The organism is Pseudomonas sp. TWR1-1-4, assembly GCF_049897165.1.
Taxonomy (GTDB): domain Bacteria; phylum Pseudomonadota; class Gammaproteobacteria; order Pseudomonadales; family Pseudomonadaceae; genus Aquipseudomonas; species Aquipseudomonas canadensis.
This window is the reverse complement of sequence record NZ_JAFCVS010000002.1, coordinates 530,190-552,188: the sequence shown is the minus strand read 5'-3', so window position 1 is coordinate 552,188 and position 21,999 is coordinate 530,190. Positions and strand designations below refer to the sequence as shown.

The following is a 21,999-nucleotide window of genomic DNA, read 5'->3' as shown; positions in this document are numbered from 1 at the left end:
TACCTCACTTGATGCGGATCGAACTGTCGCCGCGCTCCAGATGAGCCCAGGCCGGTTCCGGTAGGAGTTCGTGTTCTGCGTCTTCGCCAGCGTCCATGCGCGTGCGCACTTCGGCATTGTGGTCGCGGACTTCCTTGAGCCTGGCTGCAATCGCGCGCTTGTCTGGAGAGAACACGGTTTTGGTGGCGATGAAGTCGTCCGGGATATCGTCTTCTTTATCGACGATGACTTTTTCGGGCGCCAAGGCCAGCGTGATAGTGAACAGGGGGCGCTTAATCGTCTTGATATCGGCGGCTTCCATGTTGTTGCGCAGGTACTCATCCAGTTTTCCGACTGTGTTCGTTCTCACGCGCTTGAGCTCATTCAGCCGGTCAACTTCTTTTTCGATTGCATCGATATCGCCCTGAATATTGCGGCTTAGCATGACAACGCTTTCTGCCTTGTCACTGAACTCGCCCTGGATCTCGTCCATGGCGTGCTGCAGTGCCTCTTTCAGCCCCTCGTCGTCGGTGTCAGCCATTGCTTGAAGTTCGGCTAGCTTGCCGGTGAGTGTGTAAAGCTGGGTCATGCAGCAGCCTCCTTATCGGCGTCGGTGATTCGTTTCCATTCCAGCGAGATACGCTCGGCACCCTTGGTGTCCTTGCGCAGAGTGAGTTTACGTACCGCAACGTCATGGATCTTTTTCAGCTCTTGGGGAGACTGGGCGCCGGCCATCGTGTCGATAACCGATTTGATGTAGTCCAAGCGCTCCTGCTGCTGACGAGCCCTCTCGGCTTCCTGGTCTTCGGCGTGTTCAATCAGCTCTTCGTCCTTCAGTTGATTGACGTACTCCGCGTCGTCAAACATTCCCAGGAAAACGTCGGCGCTGAAGCCGAGCATCGATAGCGATTTCTTGATTGCATCGGTCAGCGACTTCTTTGGCGCCTCGCCATCGGTTGTCGTACCGAACTTCGATTTGTAGAGGTAGCGAGTGCATCCGTATTGCTCAATCTCGCCGCGCTTTCCGTCCAGTTCGAACCAAAAGCGAATCTTGATGGTGTGGTTGAGCTCACGACCTAGCACAAGGCGTTTGTCGCCTTCGCCACTGAACATTTCTGAGCCTTCGTCGAAACGCTCCTCCATGACCGTCCAACCAAACCCAATTCCGACCGGGCCGAACACTTCGGTGGCCTTCATGATCATCGCCGTACCGTTGAGGCTGGTGATCTTCTGGCCGCCAACCTCGGCAGCTTTGGTGTAGCGGGTATCGGTCGTGCTGACCTTTTCCCAGATCTGCATGTTCGTCGACATGGGGATTCCTTGCCGCGATGCTCGCAGCGATGAAAGGGGTAGGGGAAATAAGAGTTGATAAACGTTCTTATTCGTATTTATGATACGTAATAACGTATCAACTCAATGCAAGGAGCCTCACCTATGAAAGTGCTGTCCTCACTCAAAGAAGCTAAAAACCGTCATCGCGACTGCCAGATCGTGAAGCGCCGGGGCCGGATCTACGTGATCTGCAAATCCAATCCCAAATTCAAAGCGCGGCAGGGCAGTGCGAAGAACAAGAACAAAGGGAAAGGTTGATCAACTCTGCTGCTCAACCCTATAGCGCAGGACCTGGAGGACGCGACCGCCGTAACCAGGTTCAGCGTATTGCTCAATTGGTGCACCGTAGAAGCCGCGGCGCTCTGCCAAGCTGTACGCCTCGCGTAGGTTGTGAGCGCTGATATCCTCAAGCTGCTCGTCGATCAGTGATTGGACTGGTGCAGTAGTCATGGCCTTCTCCTTGTATATGCTCCGCTGATTCTGATGTGCCCGCGAATGGTTTTTCGACGAGTGACGTGTCTAGATCAATGGTTCCAAGGGCATTAGGGGTTGTCACCTCAGAATTTGGTGTTTACTCTGAAAATGTTCGAATTGTTACGAATAATTTCGGAGGCGCCTGTTTGTTTGGCGCGATACTTCAGGACGAGGAACGAAAAATGTTTTCACACGAAGGTCCCGCACTAGAGCTGATGGTGTTGGTTTTTTGTCTGGCTGGGCTGCTTCTGGTTGCTTGGTTAATTCACCATCTGTACGAGCGTAAAAACGGGAAAGGCGTTAAAAAACAACAAAATCGTAACGCAGGTCGTTCAACTTAGGATCGTTGCAGTTCTATCCATTTGAGCCAGCCGCTTCCGGCTGGCTTTCAGCAACCAGGCGCTGTAGTGGTGAAATTCATCCGCTGTGAAGGTGCCGCTGGTGAAGTGACACACTATTAGTTTTTCAACCAGTGCCTCTGCAAAAACTGTGGAGTCGGGATGATCCAAAGCGAGCAGGGCGGTCGAAACTTCGACGTGCGGGCTCATAGCTCGTAATCCACGTCGTCTTCGGCTTCCTCACGCTCTGCTGCTACCGCATCGGCGGCGTAAGGCCTTAGCAGGTCCATGGCGAACCCTTCGACTGTCTCGACTGGGCGCTCATTGCTAAGCAGGTCCGACGCATGATTACGTGCCTCGCCCTGGCTGCCCAGGATCGCCGATAGGAAGAGGCGGGCAAACGAGTCTCGCTCATCCAGACCATCAATCTGGCGCTGATTCAGGATGCCTTGCAGGTAGGTGCAGAATCTGTCGAACGTCACCACCTGTGGCTTGCCGTGTCGGCGCTTCCACTTGATATCCATCCCGCGCACCACTCGTTCCGCTGAGTGGTCCAGCCACTCCTGCTCCTGGCTCACCTCGCTGACCTCTGGAGGCAACTGAGCGTCGTAACCCTCCTGGCATATCTTCAATGCTGCGTTCATGTTCGCCTCCAGGTTGGCGGATATAGATCCAACAAAATTCGGCTGCACTCTTTCGCTCCGCTGACTGCCGTTGGGCGCGGAGGGGAGTGCATGCGAGTGTTGTCTGGGTAATGCAGAGGGGATGCTGCGAGGAGGTGCCAACGGCCGGCGATCGAGCCAGGCCGTCAGCAAAATGGACCTTTACTCTACTGAGCAGATCCAGCGGTGATTTTGCCGATACGGGGCACGGATGAAGTGGACATCAGAAACTAGTTTCAGGCCGCGCTCCCGGAGTGCCTCTGTCAGTTGTACGAGTGTCTCTGCTTGGATAGTCATTGCTGTTACCTCGTCAGATTTACTACGTTCATAATTCTTGACCGGAGGGACAACGGGCTAATTCAAATTTTCTACAGCGCTGATTGATGCATCCGCATCGGGGTGTGAACTGCATGACGTTTGTCTGCCTTTGCTCTCGCGCTGGCTGGCGGTACTCAGTTCACACTCCGATGCAGCCTGGTGCTGGGGAGTACCAGGGCTTCGGGCAGTTAACGACAGGCTGGCGTGGCGCTGGTTGTTCAGGCTGGATTCCAATCAAGAAAATCGACTTTCTCCAGCGAGCGATCTGCATCAGTTGCGTAACGGTATTGGTGGCCATCTTCTTCGCACTCTCGCAACACCGAGGCTGTTTGGTCCTCGTCGGAGCACATAACGCAGTAAGAAGTAGCGCCTGTTCCGATCACGATATTCATCGCTGTTACTCCCGTTGATTTCCAATGCCGCCTCATAGAAGCGGCATCAGGAATCTGTGGTGCCCAGGCCCGCTACTGGCGACGGCCTGGGTTTGTTGCATCAGCGGTGACTCCCTCTACGCTAGGGCGGCGCCGCGTATCCCGCTGCTGATTGCAGGTCTGCAGTTCGTCATGGTTGCGGGCTTCGAGCTTCCTACTCACAGCGTCAAACAGCATCTGTTCGCCGTGGATCACAGGTCCTTACAACATGCACGCTACAGCTCTGAATGCCCTGGCTGAGTGGGGCAGGGTGCATGAGGTCCGGCGCGCCCAGCCGAAGCTATCGGGCTCGCTAATTCAAATCTTTTGGTGCTGGCCGTGACCCGCTACTGGCGTCGGTCACCGGCTTAAATCAAATGTTCTTCCAGCCGCGGGCCTTTCGGTTTGTTCTCCCGCTGGATAACTGTTCTTGGCGCTTTACGCTGCACGCCCGGGTCAGTTGCCAACCCTCTGAACCGTTTAGGCCGGTTCATCGCTGCCTTTGAATCTGGGCCGGTGGTGATCCGGCAAGGGGGTGTCGCTAAAGAACGGTGCAGCTTTCGCTGCTGGCGATTCGCTGTGGCGTCTCGACGGATGCAAATATAGGCAATCCCATATTTATCGTCAATGGGTATTCCCATATATTTTATTGGAGGCGATAAAAAACCCGCTCACTGGCGGGCTCATTTAAGAATCGCAGTACTCGCGCCAGCCGATCCTGACGGCGTCGCCATCCAGTTGCTCGATCCTGATGCCGGCTGTGTCGCTGATATCTTGAATGACCTGGTGCCAGGCTTCAGGGCTCTCGTCGGCGCGCCTGGAAACCTCGACCAGCTGAATCCTCTGGACTCGGGGAGAGGCAATGATGCCTTGCAGGCGGCGGCCAACAAGCTCGTAGCAATTTTTCGGTATGGGTGTGGGGTAGGGTGCCTGGTTCATGCCTCGCTCCTTGCGAATACTGGATGTATACACAGTATTAGCGCTGACATATCTTGGCAAGAGGGTGGCAAGAAGTTTCATGCATAAATGCATATTTTATGGTGAGTGCATTCCGTTAGGTATGAAAAAGCCCGCGTTGGCGGGCTTCAAGCGAATAGGTGAGCGGCGGTTACCCCGCCAAGTCCAAGTCTCCACGATGAGCGATATGTACCTTGTTGCCATCTGGATCACGTAGGTACGCACCGTAGTAACCGTCACCATAGTGGGGGCGTTGGCCAGGTTCACCTTCATCAGATCCGCCCGCAAGAAGCCCAGCTGCATAGGCGCTGTCTACCGCATTTTGAGATGGTGCGGTGAAAGCCACCATGCTGCCATTCCCTGCTCCGGCTTCATTGCGGTCATAGGGGCTGTACACATAAAAACGAGGGAGAAGGCTTTCTGGCTTAATCCAGCATGCCGAAGGTGGTCCGCCATCAGGCGTTACAGGCCTGCGGCAGAGCCCCAGGGGGATTAGCACTGCATCATAGAAGGTCGAGGCCTTATCAAGATCGTTTGTCCCAACGGTTACGTGACTGAACATCCTGTATTCCTACTTACGAAGGCGAGGCGTTATCGTGTCATTTTGACGGTGGGCGTGTATAGCGGTCGTCGGGTAAGTCGGGGAGGGCGAGTGTCGGCCCTCCAAATCGCAGGCAAAGAAAAGCCCGCGATGGGGAGTGGCGGGCTTAAAGGGATGATCGCTAGGAGCTGTGGTAACCATAGGCGCCCGACTGTGAAAGGGGTGTGAAAGGCAGTGGCTCATTAGCCGTGCGCATCATTTATGGAAAATTATCTGTTGTCGGTACCCGTTCTCCCCCATCGGTAAAGGGTACCTGCTCTCATCTGTCAGTGAGCGCAATCGCTGTGAGTGTGTAGATTGACTGAAAAGTACCTGGCACTCAGCGGCATCAAAAAATCGTCTGAGCAATGGAAGGACCAAATGGGTAAGTGGCTTGTCAATTTTCAATGAAACCGTAACCAAATCAAGTTGATCGGTCAGGTCTCGATACAGGTCTATGACCATTAGGCTCTCGCTCACGGCAGACGAATAGACATGAACGTCACCAGCACCAATAGGTGTGTCTTCGAAGTAGTGGTTGTACAGCTCGGCAATGTCTAGCTCGATTCCAGCGGAGCTCAAAGCGGCTTCTAAATCCGCATTGGGTGAGTGCTCGTCCCCTCCCCATGAAACTAAATCGGGCATTGATACGCAGATGTCGAACTCGTTGGCGTAGACGATGGAAGGCATTGGTGGCTGACCCGGATGATGAATTTGGCGGTTGCGCCGGAGGCAAGAATCACGACGCTGAGGATAGGTTAAAGGTCTGTATCAGTATGAAGTCGCGATCGCCTGGGCGAGCTGCATATCGGACATGAGGGGCGATCTATAGCTCAATCGGTAGTGCCGGCACGCTTGCTCAAACTGGGCGCCGCGAATTTCGCCGTCCGAACCTATGTAGGCAAGGGCGTCGGTCTTGGCTGACTTGAAAACCTTCGGCGGTTCGGTCGTGAGGGATGTGGTCGCCCCAATTAAAATGGTTGGCGCGGAAATTGTGAGAAATATCGCGGCAGCGATAGGGTTGGCGCCATCACCTGATACGGCCTGCGTGCTGACCGATGCCAGTAGGGCTATCGCCAGGGTCTTCCATGAGTCCATTCTTCGATGCTTCCATTGCGATCAGAGGGCGCCACCATAGCAGGGCAGGGTACTAGCCAGAAATAAGAAGCCCGGCGCTGGGCCGGGCTCGATGATGGCCGCTTATGCTGCTACCGCCAGGGTATCGGCTCTCACAAGCACCAGGATATTCACAAGGCGGCCTTCAGAAGGACTTTGCATTCGGCGTCGTATTTTTCACGCAGCTTGGCAGTACTAGCTGGCGTCATCGGACCTGGTGTTTCTTTGTGCAATTCCACCATTTTTTGCGCAACTTCTTCCTGGGCCTGCGGGGTGTAGCCAGCGTGCACCAATAGTACATAGGAGGCTCTTGAGGACTGACTGCGGCTTATGTCTGGCTGGTCACCAGCTACTGAAAGCACTTCGTAGTAGGCCGCGCAGTGGATGTCTCTTTCTTTTTTGGTGTCGGCTTGGGCTGTTAAGGACGTGCAGGTGAAGATGGCGCATAAGGCCATTGGCATCGAGGATAGGCGCATGAAAAACGAGTCCATTCGAGAGGGGAGCAGATTTTATCAGCTCAAGGTGGAGAAACAATAAGCCCGGCGCTTGGCCGGGCTTAGGTTTTCAGTGAAGCGTATCGGGAATGCCTTGCTTGATTTGGTCAATTATTACTGACTTTCCCTCCGCCGAGCTGGTGACGCGTATACCCGGAAAGGTCTTCAGCTCTTCAGCGATTTCGCGATACGCCTTAAGTAGCTTCGGCTTGCCTTCTTCAGGTGGTCCCGCAATAAAAAGGGTATCTTTTGCGAGTTGCCCTGCAGCACTCAAACGTCTTATTTTCGAAATCCATGCGTCGCCATGCTCAATGATTTTAGAAGACTCATCGTGCCCCAGGTGGATAGGCTTCAGGGCCTGCACAGGCTCGGTACCAATCATCAGCACAAACGGAAATTTTACGGGGTAATCAGCATTACCTAACTTCTGCTCGCTGTAGCGCTGTTTTAAGTTGGAGGCTGCGAGCAGCTTTCCAAGCTGGCGCTCTAATACCGTTTCCTGATACTCCTTTGTTGCAAAGCTGTGGTTTACGTAATGGTCGAATAGAGTAGCAAGCGCTTGGTCCGCGTTATCTGTGGCCATCGTGCCGGGATCGCTAAACCTCATCATCGTTTCACGAGGATGGATCAGGTGCTTGAAGGTTGAGAGTAGCAGCGAGATATCTTCACGATTAACGGTGAGAAAGCCACTAAGGCGTGCTAGTTCTACATCAATTTCCCTGCGAGCCCTGACGAATATTTTTGCCTCGAGACTGGGGAAAAAATTTGTGATTCGCTGTCTTTTTTTCTCAATTTTGAAGCGAAAGTCACCATTATTGGCAATCAGCACGATTCCAATATTCACGAATTCGCCTGTTTCAGGGTAAGGCAAAAACCTCAGAATTGAATAGTTGCATATGTACTTCATAGCGCTCCCCAGAACCGCTCGTCCTTGAACACTTCCAGCATTTGCAGTCTTTCCGCCAGTGTGGGCTCTGTTTCGTCGATGTGGTCGCGATCTCGATACAGCCAATCGTCTGGCAAAAGGGCCGTGATCGTACCCCAGTTCTTCATAGCCTCGCCAAGCATTTGCTCGCAGTCCTGACGAACGACCAAATCCCTGAAGAATGACCGACACTCTCGAAAAACGTGCCCCTCCATAAATGCATCGCAGTCAAACGTTCTGTCAAACGCAAGATTGTGATCGATTACGGCGAGATCTCCGTTTGAGTTCAGGATGAGGTTGACGTTCCCGCCGCGATCCCCAAGGCACCGATCCTCGTTACGGATCCACCAATCAAATAGAAGAATTCGTCTTCTGAGGTCTACGGGAGTTCGATTGATATTGCTGAGACTGAAGTCAGTGGCGTTTTCTACTGCGAGAGAGGCAAATGCAAGCCCTCCTCCAAGATCCCCAACGTTAGGGATTGCACTGAATGCAATGAGGTCTTGTGGAATGTGCATCAAGCGCCAAGGAGGTATTGGTAGGTTTAGCGCCTTGCCAAGCTCAGCGCCAATCGCCTCTGAGATCAGAGCAAATCCACCGGCCTTATCGAGACCTTTCACGAAGTATGGAAGACCATCGTCCCCGCGCACAATGAAAGGCTTTATAGAATATCCCTGATGACTCTGCCGGACGATTTCAATCGCTGTAATGCTCTCAGGCATTCTTATTCTTCCATGTTCGATACACAGTGCGTGTCCGGTTTTGCTGGCCGCTTTGCCTGCGTGCTTCCGCAGTGGCCCGCTTTCAATAAAACTTTTGTAGCGCCTGCACAACCACGCCCACGATCCGGCAGTTCTCGTCGACGGCCTCGATGGGGTAGCTCGGGTTCAGCGGCTTCAGGAACAGCCGTCCGCCGTCGCTGACCAGCTTCTTGAATGTGGCTTCGTTGCTGTCCGGCAGCTTGGCCACCACCAGCTTACCTGGTGCAACTTCAGCCTCAGTGTCCACCAGGATCAGCGTGCCTTCGGTGATGCTCTGGCCGGCAGGCGCTGTCATCGAGTCACCTTTGACCGTCAGCCAGAACGCAGGTCCTTTGGAGTCGTACTCCGAAAACTCGTAGGTGTCCGAGATTCCGGCCGGGTAGGGCTCCACTGCTTCCGCCCAGGCGCCGGCTGCAACCCAACTCACTACCGGGTAGCGGAATGATTTGGTAGGTTGCGCGGCGGGGGAGACGTTCGATTCACCAGAGCTGGACGTCGACCCGGGCGCCAACATTGGCCCAATCTCGTCTGAGAGCCATTTAGCGCTCACCCCGCATGCGTCGGCGATCTTTACGACGTGCGCGGTAGCTTTCGATTTTCCACGCTCAAGGTCAGAAATTGACGTCTGCGTGATACCAGCTTTAGCGGCCAATTCGCCCTGGTTGAGCTTGGCGTGCCGGCGCGCTGCCTTTAAACGATCTTTGAATTCCATCCGGCGAGTATTACGGGTGCTCCCATATCCTTGCAAATCGGTATTCCCATAAACTACCATATGGGTATTCCCGTATGGAGGGGCAGCATGAACACTATTTATAAGGACCTCGTTGCCTTCTTCGGCACTCAGGAGGTCACGGCTGAAAAGCTCAAGGTTGATCAAAGCACCGTTTCCGGTTGGGTTCGCGAGAAGCACGGCATGTCTCCAGTGGTTGCCAAGCGAGCGGAGGCGTTGACCGGAGGTGCATTCAAAAAAGAATCCCTTTGTCCGTCGTTTCCATGGGCCGAGATGGCCGCCTAAGCGACTTCCCTGTCCGCCGTTCCATTGAAGCCAGATTAGAAGAGAGCAGTCCCCATGCAAACGTCCAGTTCCAGACACACCGTACAAACCCGTGATCAGGTACTGGTCGCCCACGCTGCAAACCAGATCGCTCGCACAAGCTTGAGCCAGGACGACTTCGCTCAGGCGCTGAGCCGTGAGCTGTACCTGTCGATCCCTGACCGCGCCAAAGAAAAGGTCGTCCCTGATTTCAATTCGCCCGGACTGACCGGCGACGTGAGTGAGTTCGTGAAGGCGACAGGCCGCTGGCTTAAGCGCGTACAGCGCTGGCTGAACGGCGATCAGGAAATGCCGTCCTGGCTCGAAGAGTCTTGGGTCAACGCCCTTGAGCCTGAGTACCGCGATCACTGCCTGAACGAACTGGCGAGCCGTCACGGCTTGACCGGTGCCCGCCAGATGACCAGCGACCAATGCGCGAACAGAAGCTTCGGCGCACTGATCCGCGCCCTGGGCGATGTGATCGACACCGGCAGCGAAGTTTTCGACGACCAGGTGATGTGCGAACTGGATCTGCCGCACTTGCCGGCGTTTGCCAAGCAGTGCCGCCAGGTTGAAGCGAAGGCGGGGGAGCTGGGGCGCCGTGCCGAGCAGTTGCTCGCGGCGGCCCGGCCACTGAAATCCATAGCCTGAATCACAGGCACAAAAAAGCCGACGTACGAGGTCGGCTTCTTCAACAGCTTTAAGCGAGAGAAATCATGCCAAACATTGTTCCGATACACAACCCTCGGGGGTTCACCCGAATGGACAACCAGATGATGGATGGCTTGATGGCCATCGATTTGTCGGCGCGCGAGATGAAGATAGTTCTGTATGTGGCAAAGGCCACCTTGAACTTCAGCACGGGCGCCCATCGCATCCCTGCGGTCGATATTGCCAAGGCTACTCATATCCATCCTGACACGGTGTCGAAGGCTATCTCTGGGCTGCTGCGCCGTCGCGTGCTGTACCGTGAAGGCGGTGCGCGCGGCGACATCGGAGTTAGCGACCCAAAAGAGTGGATCTTCGTAGTAGAGCCGAAACAGACCATATCGTCTGATTCGGCTCAAGTGGTCCGAATCGGCTCAGCCGCGAAACAGACCAAAACCGACGACTCCCTTCTTTATACAAAGAAAGAACCCCTATTAACTCTTTCTTCGAAAGAGATTAATCCGCCCCAACCAAAAACCGAACCGGCGAAGGTTGATCGCAAGGCTCCATTCGGCATGGCGCAGTTGCTGGCCGACAACCCGCACAGCATCCCTGAGCAATTGCTGGCCGACTGGCTCACCCAGCGAAAGGCCAAGCGCGCTGCCGTAACCGCAACTGTCTGGTCAACAGTGAACTCCGAGCTGGCCAAGTGCGCCGAAGCCGGGATCACCGCCGACGACGCAATCACCGAGGCGCTGAATTCCGGCTGGCAGGGTTTCAAGGCCTCCTGGGTGATCAAGCGATTGGCTGAGTCCGCACCACCACAGGCGCCACAATCTCGCCACACCGGGTTTGCAGAGCGCAACTACACCGATGGACTGATCCAGCGTGAGGACGGTTCCTATGCGATCTGAGTCCGCTGAGAAACCCGCTCCTGAGCTACCGCCAGGAACACGCATCCAGCCAGGCGACTGCGAGATTCACGGTGCTTTCGAGCAAAAGGTATTCCCTGTGCTGGGCAAGGAGCTGAAGAGCGCCTGCCCTGAGTGCAGCCGACTCGCGCGCGAGAAGACCGAGGCCGCCGAGTTGGCTAACAAGGCAATGGAGCTGCGTATGGCCATGGAGCGCAAGCTCGGTGCGGCACTGATCCCCAAGCGTTTCGCCAGTAAAACTCTGGATGGGTACATCGCCACCACAGCCGAACAGCGCAAGGCGTTGAATACCTGCCGCCGATATGCCGCGGAGTTCAAGCAGATCGCCGAGGCCGGTCGATGCTTGTTGCTGCTGGGCAAGCCTGGTACCGGCAAGACGCATCTGTCGGTCGCGATCGCCAACGAGATCATGGCCAGGTCCAGCGCCACGGCTGTGTACCGCACCATAGGTTCCGTGCTGCAGGCCATCCGTGCCACCTACGACCGCACCAGCGACCAGAGCGAAAGCCAGATCCTCTCGAGCCTGATCAGCCCCACGCTGCTGGTGCTGGACGAAATCGGCGTCAGCAAGGAGAAGCCCAGCGACTTCGAGCTGACCACCCTGTTCGCAATCATCAACGGTCGGTACGAGCAGATGCGCCCCACGGTAATCGTTTCCAACCTCGAGGCCAGCCAGTTGCCCACCGCCATGGGTGACCGATGCATTGACCGGCTTCGGGAGGGTGAGGTGATCGTGGTCCCGTTCGATTGGGAATCTCAGCGCGGCAAGGAGGGCTTCTGATGTCCGACAAAATCTCAGTCAACTGCCAGGCCAAGCTCTCCGAGGTCATCACCAAAATCAGCGCCATGTACAAAGACAAGAAGTTTGTCGTGGTGACCCTGCGCGCGGGTAAGGACCGAACGCTTGACCAAAACCGGCTGTGGTTTGGGATGTACAAGCGCATCGCAGAAATGACTCAGATCGGCGACCCGGCCGATGCCCGCCGTTACTGCAAGCTGCACTTCGGCGTGCAGATCCTGCTGAACGAGGACGCTGGCTTTCAGGCCGAGTGGTACCGGGCCATGCGCCATCTGCCCTACGAAACGAAGCTGGCCATGATGGGCGAGTGCCATTTGTTCGGCCCCGACGGTTTCCCAGTGACCAGCCTGTTCAATCGCGCCCAGGGCATCAATTACACCGACCGCATCGCCGCCTATTTCACCGGCCAAGGTGTGGTTTTCACTGATCTACTCAGCAAGGAGGCTGCATGATCGCCAAGCAACCCAAACCGAAGAAGTGCAAGAACCCGGCATGCGGCATCAGCTTCCCGCCGCAGCGCCAGGGCCAGGCTGTATGCAGCCCGAAGTGCGGCCTGGCCATCAAGGACGTGAACCAGGCCAAAGCGCGTAAGTCGCTTGCCGATATTGGCCGCAAGGAGCTGCGCGCGGCGAAGGTGAAGATCAAGTCGCGCGCCCAGCACATGAAAGAGGCGCAGACCGCCTTCAATGCCTGGATTCGCGAGCGGGATATCGGCCTGCCGTGCGTAAGTTGCGGCCGGCACCACAACGGCCAATGGCACGCCGGGCACTACCGCTCTGTCGGTGGCAACCCAGAGCTTCGCTTCGAGCCGCTGAACGTCTGGCGCCAGTGCGCGCCGTGCAACAACCACAAATCGGGCGACATCGTGAATTACCGGCTGGAGCTGGTGAGGCGCATCGGCGCCGACAAAGTGGATTGGCTGGAAGGGCCTCATGATCCCCAGCGCTACACCATCGAGCAGTTGCAAGCCATCAAGGCCAACTACCGAGCCAAAATCCGTGAACTGAAGAGGGCTGCAGCATGACCTATCGCAACGTTGTTTCAGCAGTAGTTCGAGCTCTTGCGGCCGAGACCATCAGTTCGGCCGGTGGCTGCGACTTTGAGCCGAAGGTGCAGTGCGCCAAGCAGAAGGGGGAGATCGTCGGCAAGGAGGCTATGTTTCTGCAGGATTGCTGGGTGTTCGGACGGCTGCACAAGGCGCTGACCCCGGCGCACTGGCGGGCCCTGGTGGCGAAGTACTCGACGCATGTTGAGCGCAAGCATGCAGCCATTTCTGAGCTGACCCGATCTGTACGGTCACCGGCACCATCGCGATTCGTGCACTGCGCCGTGGTGACCTGGGCACTGCCCATGCTTCCTGGAGTGGACGGTAAGCGCTCCACCAACGTGCTGCCGGCCGGCTGGTATGAGATGGACAACTGGTCGGATGAGCCGCATCCGATCAAAACCCAGGAGCGGTGGCGGCGCGACATTCGCAAAGTCCTCAATCGAGAAGTGGACGAGGCTCTAGTTTGCGCTCAAACGCTACTGGACACAGAAGATCTCATCGATACACAAGCCGCTTGACACCAAATGATCCAGTGAGCCAATATATATTCATCCTGTCATTCCTGCGTTTGTAGGATTGAATAGAAAGCCCGGCCATCGCGTCGGGTTTTTTATTGCCTGTAATATTTTCAAATTAATGCGTATAGGTGCATTCGGCCAAAATGTATGTGAAAAATGACTGGTTGAAAAATTATTGAACGTTTTGGAAGCGACCATCCTCTGAGGGTCTCCAAAATCCGTAATTACCTGATTTTTCAATACTAATTGGTCATAAAATGAAGAAAATAGTACTCGCTGCACTCGTGCTTTCCTTTACAACCCTGAGTGTGCAGGCTGCTGAAATATCTGGCGCTATCGGTGCGACTAGTCAGAGTGGCTTGACTGCCCGAGCGGCGCTGGGTTTTGGTTGGGATAAGGCCTGGTTGCAAAGTTCGACAGGCAAACTGACAGGTTATTGGGATCTGGGTTACACGTATTGGGAATCGGGCAAAGAAGCAGGTGCCCGTCATTCTGTTTCCTTCTCGCCAGTTTTCGTTTACGAGTTTGGCCAGGGCGAGATCAAGCCATTCATCGAAGCTGGTGTCGGTGTCGCGATGTTTTCGGGCACGACCGCTGGCGATCAAAAATTTGGATCCTCCTTCAACTTTGAAGATCGGATCGGCGCAGGCTTGAAATTCGGCGATACGCAGCGAGTCGGAATCCGCGCTACTCATTATTCAAATGCGGGCATCAAACAGCCAAACGACGGCATTGAGTCTTACGCGCTTTTCTACAGCCATTCGATCTAAATAGCACACAGAAACCCAGCCATCGCGCTGGGTTTTTTATTGCCCATGGAAAGGGCGATTCAGCAAAAGGAATTTGCAGATGTTGAAAGAATTCAGATGCGGTAACTGCAAAAGACTTCTCGCCCGAACGGGTGGGTTTACAGAACTCCAGATCAAATGTTCCCGATGCGGGACGTTGAATCATGTGAAGGCCACGAGCCTCGAGCAATCGCCTTTGAGCGACATGAAAGCGGAATCCTCCGCAACAAATCATTCGACTCAATAGGTGAACAGAAATGCCTGTACGCGAACTTGGTAAAAAATTCAAAAACCAGACCATCAACGGGATGACTAATCCCATCACGGTGCTGATCTCTCCAGCAGATAATGTGAATGGCGTCATCCTTCGATCTTTCTACGGTGCCGGCACCATGGCTTTTGGGCCAAAGGTTCCTACCGTCAAAGATCGGGACGATAGTGTTCTGCAGGAAGTTGCCCCAAACGTCCTCGCCTACAACGATTTGGCCGTACCGGCTGGGCTTGGTGTCTATATCTACAACATTCAGAACTACGTTCTGCCAACCAAACTGTCGTGGGACACCCTGAACGCAGACGGTACCGTTGCATAGGCCGCGCTGAAGGACATAGCCCTGATCTCGTACTGGGCTTTTAGGCAATACCGCGCGGCATAGGCCGCGCAACTATTCAAGGCCTCGCCATCGTGCGGGGCCTTTCCGTTTTCGGCTCCTCCACACCCATCGCTCCGAGCTGGGAGTGCTGTGTGAGCCGGATTTATCAATCTCCCCAAGGGGGAGGCAACCCGGATGCCAAACATGCCTGACAAGCCAGACACATGGGCCAAGCTCTGGCTGGCGTTGAGCAATCCGCTAATGGCGGGCGTCATCATGGCCATCACCGTTTGCTTGCTTCGCGTCATCTACGACGGAAAAGAAACCAGCGTGCGCCGGATCATTTTTGAGGCGCTGATTTGCGGATCGCTGAGTCTCGTCGCGTCCAGCGTTATTGAGTGGATGGCCTGGCCTTCAAGCTTATCGATTGCCGCCGGAGGGACTATTGGGTTCCTCGGCGTCACCGCCATACGTGAATTGGTGACCCGTTTCCTGGGCCGCAAGGCGGATGCCGCATGAAGGCCTTCGCTGCAGCAATCATCATCGCCCTGGTAGGCCTGCTCCTCATTGGGATCCAGCAGTCGCGCGTCGTCGCCCTTCGCGGGGAGGTGGCATTCGAAGCCAGCGAAAAGAAAAAGGCGGTCGACGCGAACGTCGAAAGCCAGGCTACGATCACCACCCTGCGCGCCGAAGCACAGCGCAACGCCGATTACCAGAAAGACCTGAACAAGCGGTTACAGGCCAGCCAAGCCAAAGCCAGAAAGGCGGATAAGAACTTTGAAGAACTCAAACGCAACAGCAAGCCTGTTCGTGATTGGGCTGCTCAGCCTCTGCCTGACGGCCTGCGCGGGAAAGCCGCCACTGGTAACAAAGACAGCGGCGGTAAGAGTCGAGCCCCCTGAGCTGGTGCCATGCAAGCGGGTGGCTGACGAAGACCTCGCCGACAACGGCCAGCTGTGGGAATTGAAGAACCAAGCCATCAACCTGCTCGACACCTGCGCAGACCAGGTGGACGCGCAGATCAAACGTAGTCAGAGCAAGTAGATCGCGCATCCTTCACATGGAAGTAGTCAGTTCGCGTGCTACTCGAACCGAGCCTTCTTGATATCGCCATGCTTGTTCTGAAGATAAATGGAATAAGGCAGTAAGACTGTGTCTGCAACAGCTGAGAGTCCCATGTCGAGAACAATCAGTGCGGGAGCAGGGTATCCATCGAAGCCAGTGCTTCGCCGTTGTTCCGCGTCTAGTGTGCAGTAATCAAACACCGTACCGCTGTAGATTCGGGGAACCGAGTCACAACGGGAATGCCAGCGAGCCAGCTTATTACTAGCCACTGCATCATCTCGGAACGTCGTATTGATCGTTCCACATCCCGACGCTGAAGCGGCCGAAAGTATCAACAGAATCCATCTGAATTTCACTGAGTCGACTCCTTTGAAAGGATTTCGATTGTAGCCGAGTTGGTGAAGTCACGGAGTCATAGTCGATGAATCGCGACACGTTTCGCGAGAGTGGAAATTGTGTCGCGACACGGAGAAGGGCATGACCGGAAAGATTCTTGAGTTTAAGCCGCAAGAGGCGCCGCATTCTGCCGGCGAGGCCATCTGCTCGAACTGTAAGCATGAGTGGGTGGCTGTAGCGCCCGCTGGATGTCGCAATCTCGAATGCCCGTCCTGCAGCTCTCACCGTGGAGTATTCTAATGGCCGTATGGCCCGAGCGAGAGAGAAGAGGGCTACCAGTGCAACTGTGGCTCCGACGACTTCTTCATCATGCGTCGGGGCACCCAAGCGAACGGCGCTGTGTTCTGCCGGGGCTGTGGTACAGAGGCCACTGGCTGGTTTAAGTAGAGGTGAGTATGGGCAGGCCAATGCCTCCGGAGTCTTTGCTCGACCTGTCTGAGCTATCGAACTTCGGTATTCGCCTGGTTCCTGCTCCCGAGGTCTGGGAGTGGCTCCAAGCCGAGATCCTCGCCGACACCGGTAGCATCCACAACCCAGACCATGCCCATCTACTGGATGTAGGCATCCGGGTCATGTGGGCGTCGTCTAGCTTCGAGAAGCAGGGAAGGACAGTCCTGGGCCAGGCCGAGCAGGTAGCGTTCCGCGCGGGTGGCTGGCAGAAAGCCCGAATGGAGCAACAGATGCACGATTGGTTCGGCGATGTGCCGGCCTTCATCATCACCTTGGCCGCTGACTACTGCGCCCAGTGCAGCGACCTTGAGTTCTGCGCCCTGATCGAACACGAGCTGTATCACCTGGCTCACGCGACCGACAAGTACGGTCAACCAGCATTCACCCAAGACGGTGCACCGAAGATCAAGCTGCAGAGCCACGACGTCGAAGAGTTCGTCGGTGTGGTCCGCCGCTACGGTGCAAGCCCTGACGTTCAAGCGTTGGTGGATGCTGCAAACAGTCCTGCTGAGGTGGGGAAATTGAACATTGCGAGGGCCTGCGGAACCTGTCTGCTCAGATCGGCCTGAAATTTGACAGGCATTAGACGGAATCCAATTTATGGCAAACCTGAATAGTGAGGTGAAAGGCTTCATCGTTCAGGCCTTGGCGTGCTTTGACACCCCCTCTCAGGTGGTAGAGGCCGTCAAACAAGAATTCGGCATTGAGATCTCCCGTCAGCTTTGTGAATCGCATGATGCGACCAAGCGGGCGAGCAAGACCCTCGCGGCCAAATGGGTGACCCTGTTTCACGACACCCGCAAGCGATTCAGGGAGGAGACGGCCGAGATACCAATCGCCAACCGTTCTCACCGACTTCGCACGCTTGGGCGCATGGCTGAGAAAGCCGAAAGCATGAAGAACATTGCACTCACTGCCCAGCTATTGGAGCAGGCAGCCAAAGAGTGTGGCGACATCTACGTCAACCGAGCCCGGAAGGAAGAGGCGGGCGACGAACCGGTGATCCCGACCCGTATCCAGGTCGACGTGGTGGATGCGAGGAAGCCGAATGCCGAGCCTTAACGTTCCCCAGGCTCAGTTCCTCACACTGCCCCACAAGTTCCGCGCGTTCGTTGCCGGGTTCGGCTCGGGCAAGACCTGGGTGGGCTGCTCAGCCCTGAGCAAGCATTTCATGGAGTGGCCCGGCGTCAACGCTGGTTACTTCGCACCGACTTACCCGCAGATCCGCGACATCTTCTATCCGACCATGGATGAGGTGGCATATGACTGGGGGCTGAAGACCAAGATCAACCAAGCGAACCATGAGGTTCATATCTACAGCGGCCGGCAGTATCGCGGCACTGTGATTTGCCGGTCGATGGAGAAGCCGCAGACGATTGTCGGTTTCAAGATCGGCCATGCCCTGGTGGATGAGCTGGACGTGCTGACAGCCATCAAGGCACAGCAGGCCTGGCGCAAGATCATCGCCCGGATGCGCTACAACTTGCCCGGGCTGAAGAACGGGGTGGATGTCACCACGACGCCGGAAGGCTTCAAGTTCGTCTTCCTGCAGTTCGTGAAGCAGCTGCGCGACAAGCCGTCGCTCAAGGAGATGTACGGCCTGGTGCAGGCCAGCACGTTCGACAACGAGCTGAACTTGCCGGATGACTACATCGCCTCCCTGATGGAGTCGTATCCGCCGCAGCTGATCATGGCGTACCTCAAAGGCCAGTTCGTCAACCTGACGTCCGGCACGATCTACACCGCCTACGACCGCAAGCTAAACGGATGCTTCGACACCGTGCAGCCTGGCGAGCCGCTGTTCATCGGCATGGACTTCAACGTCGGCAAGATGGCTGCGATCACACACGTCAAACGTGACCAGGGGCTGCCCAGGGCCGTGGATGAACTGATCGACGGCTACGACACGCCCGACATGATCCGCCGCATCAAAGAGCGCTACTGGCAGCACGACGGCAACGACTTCAAGAAGACCTGCGAGATCAGGATCTACCCGGATGCCTCGGGCGATTCGCGCAAATCCGTGAACGCCAGTATCACCGACCTGGCCATGCTCAAGCAGGCCGGGTTCTCGGTCATCGCTCCAGCGGCAAACCCGCCCGTGAAAGATCGAATCAACGCAATGAACGCCGTCTTCTGCAATGCGCAGGGCGAGCGCCGCTACCTGATCAATTCGCTCACCTGCCCGACCTATGCCGATGGCCTGGAGCAACAGGTGTGGGGCGCGAACGGGGAGCCAGATAAAACCGCCGGCATCGATCACGCGAACGACGCCGGCGGCTACTTCATCCACCGCGAGTACCCGATCATCAAACCGGTCACCGCTATCAAAATGGGATACGCCCGATGAGCAACGACGTCTCCTTTAAGCGGGCGGAATACACGGCAGTGATGGACCGCTGGGTGACCGTTCGCGACGTTTGCGCGGGCCAGCACCGGGTAGTCGATCGACTGCCGTATATCAACGCGCATGACAAGTCGCCGGAGAACGAAGATCGGAACCGGGCATACCGCGAGCGGGCGGTGTTCAAGAACGCCACCGGGCACACCCGTAACGGGCTGCTGGGCCTAGCCTTCCACAAAGATCCGACGCTGGCGGTCCCGAAGAAGCTGGAGTACCTGCAGGACAACGCCAATGGCTCCGGGGTGAGCATTTACCAGCACTCGCAGGGCACGCTTGAGAAGGTGCTTGAAGCTGGCCGCCACGGCCTATACGTCGACTATCACCAGGATGACGGCATTGGCGGTCACTCGGTGATCCTGTCCTATTGCGCCGAAGACATCATCAACTGGCGCACGGGCATGGTGAACGGTCACAGCGTGCTGACGCTGGTGGTATTGCGCGAGTCTCCGGAGATTCCTGATGGCTTCGGTTACAAGACAGCTGAGCAGTACCGGGAACTTGCGCTTGAGGATGACGGTTTCGTTTGTCGTGTTTGGCGCCGGTCCGGGCCGAAAGGTGGCGGGCCGCTGGCGGTCATCGAAGAGTTCAGGCCGGAAGGCGTCACCGGGCGTCTCAAGGAGATCCCTTTCACCTTCGTCGGCGCGCAGAACAACGACCCAAGTATCGACGAGTCACCGCTGTACGACATCGCCATGATCAACCTGGGCCATTACCGGAACAGTGCCGATTACGAAGACAGCGTCTTCTGGTGTGGCCAGGCCCAGCCGTGGATTTCTGGATTGGACGAGCAGTGGCGCGACTGGATGGAGAAGAACGGCGTTTATGTTGGCTCCAGGGCTCCCATGATGCTGCCGGCGGGTGGTGCATTCGGCTACGCGCAACCGGCGCCGAACACGCTGGTCAAGGAGGCAATGGCCGATAAGAACCAGATGATGATCGAACTGGGTGCCCGGATGGTGGTGGCGTCACTGGCCACCAAGACCGCAACAGAGTCCCGCGGCGATCAATCGGCATCTACCTCTGTGCTGGCTGGCTGTGTGGCGAACGTCAGTGAGGCCTATACCCGGGCGATCATGTGGTGCTGCGCCTACATGGGCATCGCTGACAAGAAGGTCGCCTACCATGTGAATCAAGAGTTCGTCGAGTTGACGGCTGATCCGCAGATGATCACAGCCTTGGTTGGCTTGTGGCAGAACGGCGGCTTTGCGAAAGCTGACCTTCGGGCCTACCTGCGCAAGCTGGGCCTGATCGCACCAGAGCGTACTGACCTGCAGATCGACGGCGAACTGGAAGAGCAGGGCGATGGGCTAGGCTTGGACGACAAGGAAAAACCAAATGGCGGCAAACCAAGCAATCCTTGACGCCACGATCCGGCACGCGGTTTTCCTCGAAAAGCTGAAGGCAGGGGAGGTGGGCAAGTTTGCTCCTTTCCTCAAGGAGATTGACCGCTCAATTCGCGACCGACTCACTCAGTCGGATCTGACCGAGTACAACGTCAAGCGCCTGGAAGTTCTGCTGAACGAGGTGGATAGCCTGTTGCTGGGCATCTTCGACCGCTACAGCGCGCAACTGAACCTCGACCTGGTGGACATCGCCAACTACGAGGCCGAATTTGAGGCGACCAGCCTTGCCAGGTCGGCGCCGGTTGGCGTTTCGCTGGATGTGGTCGCGCCGACGGCCGCTGCAATTCGCACCGCGGTGCTGACGAACCCGCTCAGTGTGCGCGGCACCGGCGGCGGGAAGCTGTTGAAAGCCTTCATCAAGAGCTGGACTGGCGCAGAGCGTGAGCGCGTCACGGGCACCATCCGGCAGGGCTTCTTCGAAGGGCAGACGAACTTTCAGATCATCCGCAACATTCGCGGTACCAAGGCGGCAGGGTACAAAGACGGCATCCTGGCCACCACCAACCGCAATGCCAGTACGGTCGTGCACACAGCTATTCAGCATGTGTCGTCCCAGGCTCGCATGGAGGTCGCGAAGGCCAACACGGATATCGTGCAAGAGATCCAAATGGTGGCCACGCTGGACAGCAAGACCAGCCAGCAATGCCGCTCGATGGACAAGCGCAAGTTTCCAGTGGATTCCGGCCCAAGGCCGCCATTTCACCCGAACTGCCGCACCACCTTCATCCTGCTGACCAAGCTCAGCGCGATGTTCGCCAAGGGCGCTACGCGGGCTTCGGTGGGCGCAGATGGCGGCAAGCAGGTAAGTGCCGACCTCAACTACTACCACTGGCTTCAGCTTCAGCCCGCAGCGTTTCAGGACGTTGCCATTGGGCCGGTGCGAGCGAAGTTGTTTCGTGAGGGCGGCCTGACCGTTGAGCGTTTCGCAGAGCTGCAGCTTGATCGCAACTTCGCGCCGCTGACCTTGGTGCAGATGAAGAGCCTAGAGCCGATGGCGTTCGAACATGCTGGAATCTAGGCTATTCACACGCTCGACGCTGTTTATCAAGTGAATTCAGCGCATCGTAATAAGCAGTGTGCCACTTTCCAAAGGAGTCATTGATAGTACCCATTGCTGCGTCTTCGTCGAGCTTATGCATGGACGCAAGCGCTCCAGCCCTTACGGAGTTGGAGATCATCATTGATCTAAGACCTAGCTCCGGTGGGGCATAGGCGGACATAACGATACCCGCCTTGATTAGTGGGCCCGCGTTTTCAGCCAACTCTTGCGGTGTAGAGGTTTTCGGGAAGATCGTGTAGTTGAGCATGTCTCCCAATGCTGCGAGAAAGTTCTCACCTTTTTCTCGAAGAAGTTTTTCTTGTGTGTCGATACGCTGAATGCAAGCGTTTTTTTGACTTAGAGATGCCGTTTGATAACTCGTCAACCAAGTGAAAGTACCAGTGGCAAATACGCCAATTAGGGTGCATGCGACGGGAAAGATAATGCTGAATTTGCTTGTGCTGGCTTCGCTCATTGGCTTCCTATCCGATAAGTCACTTTTCTAGAGGAAAGTGAGACCAAAATTCTAAATGAATATGC

35 protein-coding genes are annotated in these 21,999 nt (G+C 56.1%); 19 read left to right on the top strand and 16 right to left on the bottom strand.

Features of this window, described 5'->3' with window-relative positions; all coding sequences use genetic code 11:
* Window positions 1–4 precede the first annotated feature (4 nt).
* Complete coding sequence (locus ACP7C6_RS07285; RefSeq protein ID WP_426108531.1) at window positions 5–568, bottom strand: siphovirus Gp157 family protein; 564 nt, start codon at window positions 566–568, stop codon at window positions 5–7.
* Complete coding sequence (locus ACP7C6_RS07280; RefSeq protein WP_426108530.1) at window positions 565–1,290, bottom strand: hypothetical protein; 726 nt, start codon at window positions 1,288–1,290, stop codon at window positions 565–567. Before ACP7C6_RS07280 ends, ACP7C6_RS07285 begins: the two co-directional genes overlap by 4 nt.
* 123 nt (window positions 1,291–1,413) lie before the next feature.
* Here ACP7C6_RS07280 and ykgO point away from each other — a divergent pair, with 123 nt between their 5' ends.
* Window positions 1,414–1,569, top strand: coding sequence for a type B 50S ribosomal protein L36 (ykgO, locus tag ACP7C6_RS07275; protein WP_017255737.1), 156 nt, complete (start codon window positions 1,414–1,416; stop codon window positions 1,567–1,569).
* Here ykgO and ACP7C6_RS07270 read toward each other — a convergent pair whose 3' ends face one another.
* The 12 genes from ACP7C6_RS07270 to ACP7C6_RS07215 all read right to left on the bottom strand — a co-directional run bounded on the left by ACP7C6_RS07270 (window position 1,570) and on the right by ACP7C6_RS07215 (window position 9,058).
* Window positions 1,570–1,761 carry a hypothetical protein gene (locus tag ACP7C6_RS07270; RefSeq protein WP_044287521.1) on the bottom strand — a complete coding sequence of 64 codons (192 nt, stop codon included), beginning with the start codon at window positions 1,759–1,761 and terminating at the stop codon, window positions 1,570–1,572.
* A gap of 356 nt (window positions 1,762–2,117) precedes the next feature.
* On the bottom strand, window positions 2,118–2,333 hold the full coding sequence (locus ACP7C6_RS07265) for a hypothetical protein (RefSeq protein ID WP_177049250.1): 216 nt from the start codon (window positions 2,331–2,333) through the stop codon (window positions 2,118–2,120).
* The gene (locus ACP7C6_RS07260) at window positions 2,330–2,767 is read right to left on the bottom strand and encodes a hypothetical protein (RefSeq protein WP_426108529.1); all 438 of its coding nucleotides are present in this window, start codon (window positions 2,765–2,767) and stop codon (window positions 2,330–2,332) included. Before ACP7C6_RS07260 ends, ACP7C6_RS07265 begins: the two co-directional genes overlap by 4 nt.
* A 554-nt stretch (window positions 2,768–3,321) precedes the next feature.
* Window positions 3,322–3,495 (bottom strand): hypothetical protein, encoded by a 174-nt coding sequence (locus ACP7C6_RS07255; RefSeq protein ID WP_426108528.1) that lies wholly within the window; start codon window positions 3,493–3,495, stop codon window positions 3,322–3,324.
* A 705-nt stretch (window positions 3,496–4,200) separates the two neighbouring features.
* A complete protein-coding gene (locus tag ACP7C6_RS07250) occupies window positions 4,201–4,452 on the bottom strand; it encodes a DUF1654 domain-containing protein (protein ID WP_323986439.1) in 252 nt (83 codons plus the stop codon).
* A 169-nt stretch (window positions 4,453–4,621) separates the two neighbouring features.
* Complete coding sequence (locus ACP7C6_RS07245) at window positions 4,622–5,032, bottom strand: VOC family protein (protein ID WP_426108527.1); 411 nt, start codon at window positions 5,030–5,032, stop codon at window positions 4,622–4,624.
* Window positions 5,033–5,266: 234 nt separating this feature from the next.
* A complete protein-coding gene (locus ACP7C6_RS07240) occupies window positions 5,267–5,740 on the bottom strand; it encodes a hypothetical protein (RefSeq protein WP_426108526.1) in 474 nt (157 codons plus the stop codon).
* Between the two features lie 81 nt (window positions 5,741–5,821).
* Window positions 5,822–6,148 (bottom strand): DUF2388 domain-containing protein, encoded by a 327-nt coding sequence (locus ACP7C6_RS07235; protein ID WP_426108525.1) that lies wholly within the window; start codon window positions 6,146–6,148, stop codon window positions 5,822–5,824.
* Between the two features lie 149 nt (window positions 6,149–6,297).
* On the bottom strand, window positions 6,298–6,642 hold the full coding sequence (locus tag ACP7C6_RS07230) for a hypothetical protein (RefSeq protein ID WP_275622268.1): 345 nt from the start codon (window positions 6,640–6,642) through the stop codon (window positions 6,298–6,300).
* Window positions 6,643–6,730: 88 nt separating this feature from the next.
* Complete coding sequence (locus ACP7C6_RS07225; RefSeq protein WP_426108524.1) at window positions 6,731–7,567, bottom strand: DUF3037 domain-containing protein; 837 nt, start codon at window positions 7,565–7,567, stop codon at window positions 6,731–6,733.
* Window positions 7,564–8,307 (bottom strand): HipA family kinase, encoded by a 744-nt coding sequence (locus tag ACP7C6_RS07220; protein ID WP_426108523.1) that lies wholly within the window; start codon window positions 8,305–8,307, stop codon window positions 7,564–7,566. Before ACP7C6_RS07220 ends, ACP7C6_RS07225 begins: the two co-directional genes overlap by 4 nt.
* 82 nt (window positions 8,308–8,389) lie before the next feature.
* Complete coding sequence (locus ACP7C6_RS07215; RefSeq protein ID WP_426108522.1) at window positions 8,390–9,058, bottom strand: LexA family protein; 669 nt, start codon at window positions 9,056–9,058, stop codon at window positions 8,390–8,392.
* An 87-nt stretch (window positions 9,059–9,145) separates the two neighbouring features.
* Between ACP7C6_RS07215 and ACP7C6_RS07210 the strand changes: the two genes are divergently transcribed.
* The 13 genes from ACP7C6_RS07210 (at window position 9,146) to ACP7C6_RS07150 (ending at window position 15,746) form a co-directional block, all read left to right on the top strand.
* Complete coding sequence (locus ACP7C6_RS07210) at window positions 9,146–9,361, top strand: YdaS family helix-turn-helix protein (RefSeq protein WP_003218319.1); 216 nt, start codon at window positions 9,146–9,148, stop codon at window positions 9,359–9,361.
* 54 nt (window positions 9,362–9,415) lie between these two features.
* Window positions 9,416–10,030, top strand: coding sequence for a hypothetical protein (locus tag ACP7C6_RS07205; protein ID WP_426108521.1), 615 nt, complete (start codon window positions 9,416–9,418; stop codon window positions 10,028–10,030).
* Window positions 10,031–10,095: 65 nt separating this feature from the next.
* Window positions 10,096–10,941 carry a replication protein gene (locus ACP7C6_RS07200; protein ID WP_426108520.1) on the top strand — a complete coding sequence of 282 codons (846 nt, stop codon included), beginning with the start codon at window positions 10,096–10,098 and terminating at the stop codon, window positions 10,939–10,941.
* A complete protein-coding gene (locus tag ACP7C6_RS07195) occupies window positions 10,931–11,740 on the top strand; it encodes an ATP-binding protein (protein WP_426108519.1) in 810 nt (269 codons plus the stop codon). Before ACP7C6_RS07200 ends, ACP7C6_RS07195 begins: the two co-directional genes overlap by 11 nt.
* The gene (locus ACP7C6_RS07190) at window positions 11,740–12,210 is read left to right on the top strand and encodes a hypothetical protein (protein WP_426108518.1); all 471 of its coding nucleotides are present in this window, start codon (window positions 11,740–11,742) and stop codon (window positions 12,208–12,210) included. Before ACP7C6_RS07195 ends, ACP7C6_RS07190 begins: the two co-directional genes overlap by 1 nt.
* Window positions 12,207–12,782 (top strand): recombination protein NinG, encoded by a 576-nt coding sequence (locus ACP7C6_RS07185; RefSeq protein WP_426108517.1) that lies wholly within the window; start codon window positions 12,207–12,209, stop codon window positions 12,780–12,782. Before ACP7C6_RS07190 ends, ACP7C6_RS07185 begins: the two co-directional genes overlap by 4 nt.
* Window positions 12,779–13,324 (top strand): hypothetical protein, encoded by a 546-nt coding sequence (locus tag ACP7C6_RS07180; protein ID WP_426108516.1) that lies wholly within the window; start codon window positions 12,779–12,781, stop codon window positions 13,322–13,324. The genes ACP7C6_RS07185 and ACP7C6_RS07180 overlap by 4 nt, the downstream gene beginning before the upstream one ends.
* 257 nt (window positions 13,325–13,581) lie before the next feature.
* The gene (locus ACP7C6_RS07175; RefSeq protein WP_032880685.1) at window positions 13,582–14,094 is read left to right on the top strand and encodes an acyloxyacyl hydrolase; all 513 of its coding nucleotides are present in this window, start codon (window positions 13,582–13,584) and stop codon (window positions 14,092–14,094) included.
* A gap of 79 nt (window positions 14,095–14,173) precedes the next feature.
* On the top strand, window positions 14,174–14,359 hold the full coding sequence (locus tag ACP7C6_RS07170) for a zinc finger domain-containing protein (RefSeq protein WP_081044268.1): 186 nt from the start codon (window positions 14,174–14,176) through the stop codon (window positions 14,357–14,359).
* A gap of 10 nt (window positions 14,360–14,369) precedes the next feature.
* Window positions 14,370–14,702, top strand: a complete 333-nt coding sequence (locus ACP7C6_RS07165) for a hypothetical protein (RefSeq protein WP_058423763.1) — start codon at window positions 14,370–14,372, stop codon at window positions 14,700–14,702.
* Between the two features lie 195 nt (window positions 14,703–14,897).
* The gene (locus tag ACP7C6_RS07160) at window positions 14,898–15,221 is read left to right on the top strand and encodes a phage holin, lambda family (protein WP_038861473.1); all 324 of its coding nucleotides are present in this window, start codon (window positions 14,898–14,900) and stop codon (window positions 15,219–15,221) included.
* Entirely contained in the window at window positions 15,218–15,604 is a 387-nt protein-coding gene (locus ACP7C6_RS07155) for a hypothetical protein (RefSeq protein ID WP_426108515.1), read from the top strand. Before ACP7C6_RS07160 ends, ACP7C6_RS07155 begins: the two co-directional genes overlap by 4 nt.
* Window positions 15,564–15,746: a hypothetical protein gene (locus ACP7C6_RS07150; RefSeq protein WP_426108608.1), complete on the top strand. Its 183-nt coding sequence runs from the start codon at window positions 15,564–15,566 to the stop codon at window positions 15,744–15,746. The genes ACP7C6_RS07155 and ACP7C6_RS07150 overlap by 41 nt, the downstream gene beginning before the upstream one ends.
* Window positions 15,747–15,784: 38 nt before the next feature.
* On the opposite strand, the gene ACP7C6_RS07145 is transcribed toward ACP7C6_RS07150, so the two are convergent.
* Window positions 15,785–16,036, bottom strand: coding sequence for a YceK/YidQ family lipoprotein (locus tag ACP7C6_RS07145; protein ID WP_426108607.1), 252 nt, complete (start codon window positions 16,034–16,036; stop codon window positions 15,785–15,787).
* Window positions 16,037–16,558: 522 nt separating this feature from the next.
* On the opposite strand from ACP7C6_RS07145, the gene ACP7C6_RS07140 reads away from it, so the two are divergent.
* From ACP7C6_RS07140 to ACP7C6_RS07120, 5 genes are read left to right on the top strand one after another with little or no spacing between them, the layout of a single operon-like run.
* The gene (locus tag ACP7C6_RS07140; protein ID WP_426108606.1) at window positions 16,559–17,182 is read left to right on the top strand and encodes a putative metallopeptidase; all 624 of its coding nucleotides are present in this window, start codon (window positions 16,559–16,561) and stop codon (window positions 17,180–17,182) included.
* Window positions 17,183–17,213: 31 nt separating this feature from the next.
* A complete protein-coding gene (locus ACP7C6_RS07135) occupies window positions 17,214–17,675 on the top strand; it encodes a DUF2280 domain-containing protein (RefSeq protein WP_154845443.1) in 462 nt (153 codons plus the stop codon).
* A complete protein-coding gene (locus ACP7C6_RS07130; protein WP_323986406.1) occupies window positions 17,662–18,963 on the top strand; it encodes a terminase large subunit domain-containing protein in 1,302 nt (433 codons plus the stop codon). The genes ACP7C6_RS07135 and ACP7C6_RS07130 overlap by 14 nt, the downstream gene beginning before the upstream one ends.
* On the top strand, window positions 18,960–20,378 hold the full coding sequence (locus ACP7C6_RS07125; RefSeq protein ID WP_426108514.1) for a DUF4055 domain-containing protein: 1,419 nt from the start codon (window positions 18,960–18,962) through the stop codon (window positions 20,376–20,378). Before ACP7C6_RS07130 ends, ACP7C6_RS07125 begins: the two co-directional genes overlap by 4 nt.
* Complete coding sequence (locus ACP7C6_RS07120) at window positions 20,353–21,438, top strand: minor capsid protein (protein WP_426108513.1); 1,086 nt, start codon at window positions 20,353–20,355, stop codon at window positions 21,436–21,438. Before ACP7C6_RS07125 ends, ACP7C6_RS07120 begins: the two co-directional genes overlap by 26 nt.
* 1 nt (window position 21,439) lies before the next feature.
* Here the strand turns inward: ACP7C6_RS07120 and ACP7C6_RS07115 are convergent, their stop codons facing one another.
* Complete coding sequence (locus ACP7C6_RS07115) at window positions 21,440–21,934, bottom strand: hypothetical protein (RefSeq protein WP_426108512.1); 495 nt, start codon at window positions 21,932–21,934, stop codon at window positions 21,440–21,442.
* Between the last annotated feature and the right edge of the window lie 65 nt (window positions 21,935–21,999).

Bases quoted from the DNA above. Each gene is read 5' to 3' on its own strand.
- ACP7C6_RS07285 (WP_426108531.1), bottom strand. From the start codon at position 568: ATGACCCAGCTTTACACACTCACCGGCAAGCTAGCCGAACTTCAAGCA.
- ACP7C6_RS07280 (WP_426108530.1), bottom strand. From the start codon at position 1,290: ATGTCGACGAACATGCAGATCTGGGAAAAGGTCAGCACGACCGATACC.
- ykgO (WP_017255737.1), top strand. From the start codon at position 1,414: ATGAAAGTGCTGTCCTCACTCAAAGAAGCTAAAAACCGTCATCGCGAC.
- ACP7C6_RS07270 (WP_044287521.1), bottom strand. From the start codon at position 1,761: ATGACTACTGCACCAGTCCAATCACTGATCGACGAGCAGCTTGAGGAT.
- ACP7C6_RS07265 (WP_177049250.1), bottom strand. From the start codon at position 2,333: ATGAGCCCGCACGTCGAAGTTTCGACCGCCCTGCTCGCTTTGGATCAT.
- ACP7C6_RS07260 (WP_426108529.1), bottom strand. From the start codon at position 2,767: ATGAACGCAGCATTGAAGATATGCCAGGAGGGTTACGACGCTCAGTTG.
- ACP7C6_RS07255 (WP_426108528.1), bottom strand. From the start codon at position 3,495: ATGAATATCGTGATCGGAACAGGCGCTACTTCTTACTGCGTTATGTGC.
- ACP7C6_RS07250 (WP_323986439.1), bottom strand. From the start codon at position 4,452: ATGAACCAGGCACCCTACCCCACACCCATACCGAAAAATTGCTACGAG.
- ACP7C6_RS07245 (WP_426108527.1), bottom strand. From the start codon at position 5,032: ATGTTCAGTCACGTAACCGTTGGGACAAACGATCTTGATAAGGCCTCG.
- ACP7C6_RS07240 (WP_426108526.1), bottom strand. From the start codon at position 5,740: ATGCCTTCCATCGTCTACGCCAACGAGTTCGACATCTGCGTATCAATG.
- ACP7C6_RS07235 (WP_426108525.1), bottom strand. From the start codon at position 6,148: ATGGACTCATGGAAGACCCTGGCGATAGCCCTACTGGCATCGGTCAGC.
- ACP7C6_RS07230 (WP_275622268.1), bottom strand. From the start codon at position 6,642: ATGCGCCTATCCTCGATGCCAATGGCCTTATGCGCCATCTTCACCTGC.
- ACP7C6_RS07225 (WP_426108524.1), bottom strand. From the start codon at position 7,567: ATGAAGTACATATGCAACTATTCAATTCTGAGGTTTTTGCCTTACCCT.
- ACP7C6_RS07220 (WP_426108523.1), bottom strand. From the start codon at position 8,307: ATGCCTGAGAGCATTACAGCGATTGAAATCGTCCGGCAGAGTCATCAG.
- ACP7C6_RS07215 (WP_426108522.1), bottom strand. From the start codon at position 9,058: ATGGAATTCAAAGATCGTTTAAAGGCAGCGCGCCGGCACGCCAAGCTC.
- ACP7C6_RS07210 (WP_003218319.1), top strand. From the start codon at position 9,146: ATGAACACTATTTATAAGGACCTCGTTGCCTTCTTCGGCACTCAGGAG.
- ACP7C6_RS07205 (WP_426108521.1), top strand. From the start codon at position 9,416: ATGCAAACGTCCAGTTCCAGACACACCGTACAAACCCGTGATCAGGTA.
- ACP7C6_RS07200 (WP_426108520.1), top strand. From the start codon at position 10,096: ATGCCAAACATTGTTCCGATACACAACCCTCGGGGGTTCACCCGAATG.
- ACP7C6_RS07195 (WP_426108519.1), top strand. From the start codon at position 10,931: ATGCGATCTGAGTCCGCTGAGAAACCCGCTCCTGAGCTACCGCCAGGA.
- ACP7C6_RS07190 (WP_426108518.1), top strand. From the start codon at position 11,740: ATGTCCGACAAAATCTCAGTCAACTGCCAGGCCAAGCTCTCCGAGGTC.
- ACP7C6_RS07185 (WP_426108517.1), top strand. From the start codon at position 12,207: ATGATCGCCAAGCAACCCAAACCGAAGAAGTGCAAGAACCCGGCATGC.
- ACP7C6_RS07180 (WP_426108516.1), top strand. From the start codon at position 12,779: ATGACCTATCGCAACGTTGTTTCAGCAGTAGTTCGAGCTCTTGCGGCC.
- ACP7C6_RS07175 (WP_032880685.1), top strand. From the start codon at position 13,582: ATGAAGAAAATAGTACTCGCTGCACTCGTGCTTTCCTTTACAACCCTG.
- ACP7C6_RS07170 (WP_081044268.1), top strand. From the start codon at position 14,174: ATGTTGAAAGAATTCAGATGCGGTAACTGCAAAAGACTTCTCGCCCGA.
- ACP7C6_RS07165 (WP_058423763.1), top strand. From the start codon at position 14,370: ATGCCTGTACGCGAACTTGGTAAAAAATTCAAAAACCAGACCATCAAC.
- ACP7C6_RS07160 (WP_038861473.1), top strand. From the start codon at position 14,898: ATGCCAAACATGCCTGACAAGCCAGACACATGGGCCAAGCTCTGGCTG.
- ACP7C6_RS07155 (WP_426108515.1), top strand. From the start codon at position 15,218: ATGAAGGCCTTCGCTGCAGCAATCATCATCGCCCTGGTAGGCCTGCTC.
- ACP7C6_RS07140 (WP_426108606.1), top strand. From the start codon at position 16,559: ATGGGCAGGCCAATGCCTCCGGAGTCTTTGCTCGACCTGTCTGAGCTA.
- ACP7C6_RS07135 (WP_154845443.1), top strand. From the start codon at position 17,214: ATGGCAAACCTGAATAGTGAGGTGAAAGGCTTCATCGTTCAGGCCTTG.
- ACP7C6_RS07130 (WP_323986406.1), top strand. From the start codon at position 17,662: ATGCCGAGCCTTAACGTTCCCCAGGCTCAGTTCCTCACACTGCCCCAC.
- ACP7C6_RS07125 (WP_426108514.1), top strand. From the start codon at position 18,960: ATGAGCAACGACGTCTCCTTTAAGCGGGCGGAATACACGGCAGTGATG.
- ACP7C6_RS07120 (WP_426108513.1), top strand. From the start codon at position 20,353: ATGGCGGCAAACCAAGCAATCCTTGACGCCACGATCCGGCACGCGGTT.
- ACP7C6_RS07115 (WP_426108512.1), bottom strand. From the start codon at position 21,934: ATGAGCGAAGCCAGCACAAGCAAATTCAGCATTATCTTTCCCGTCGCA.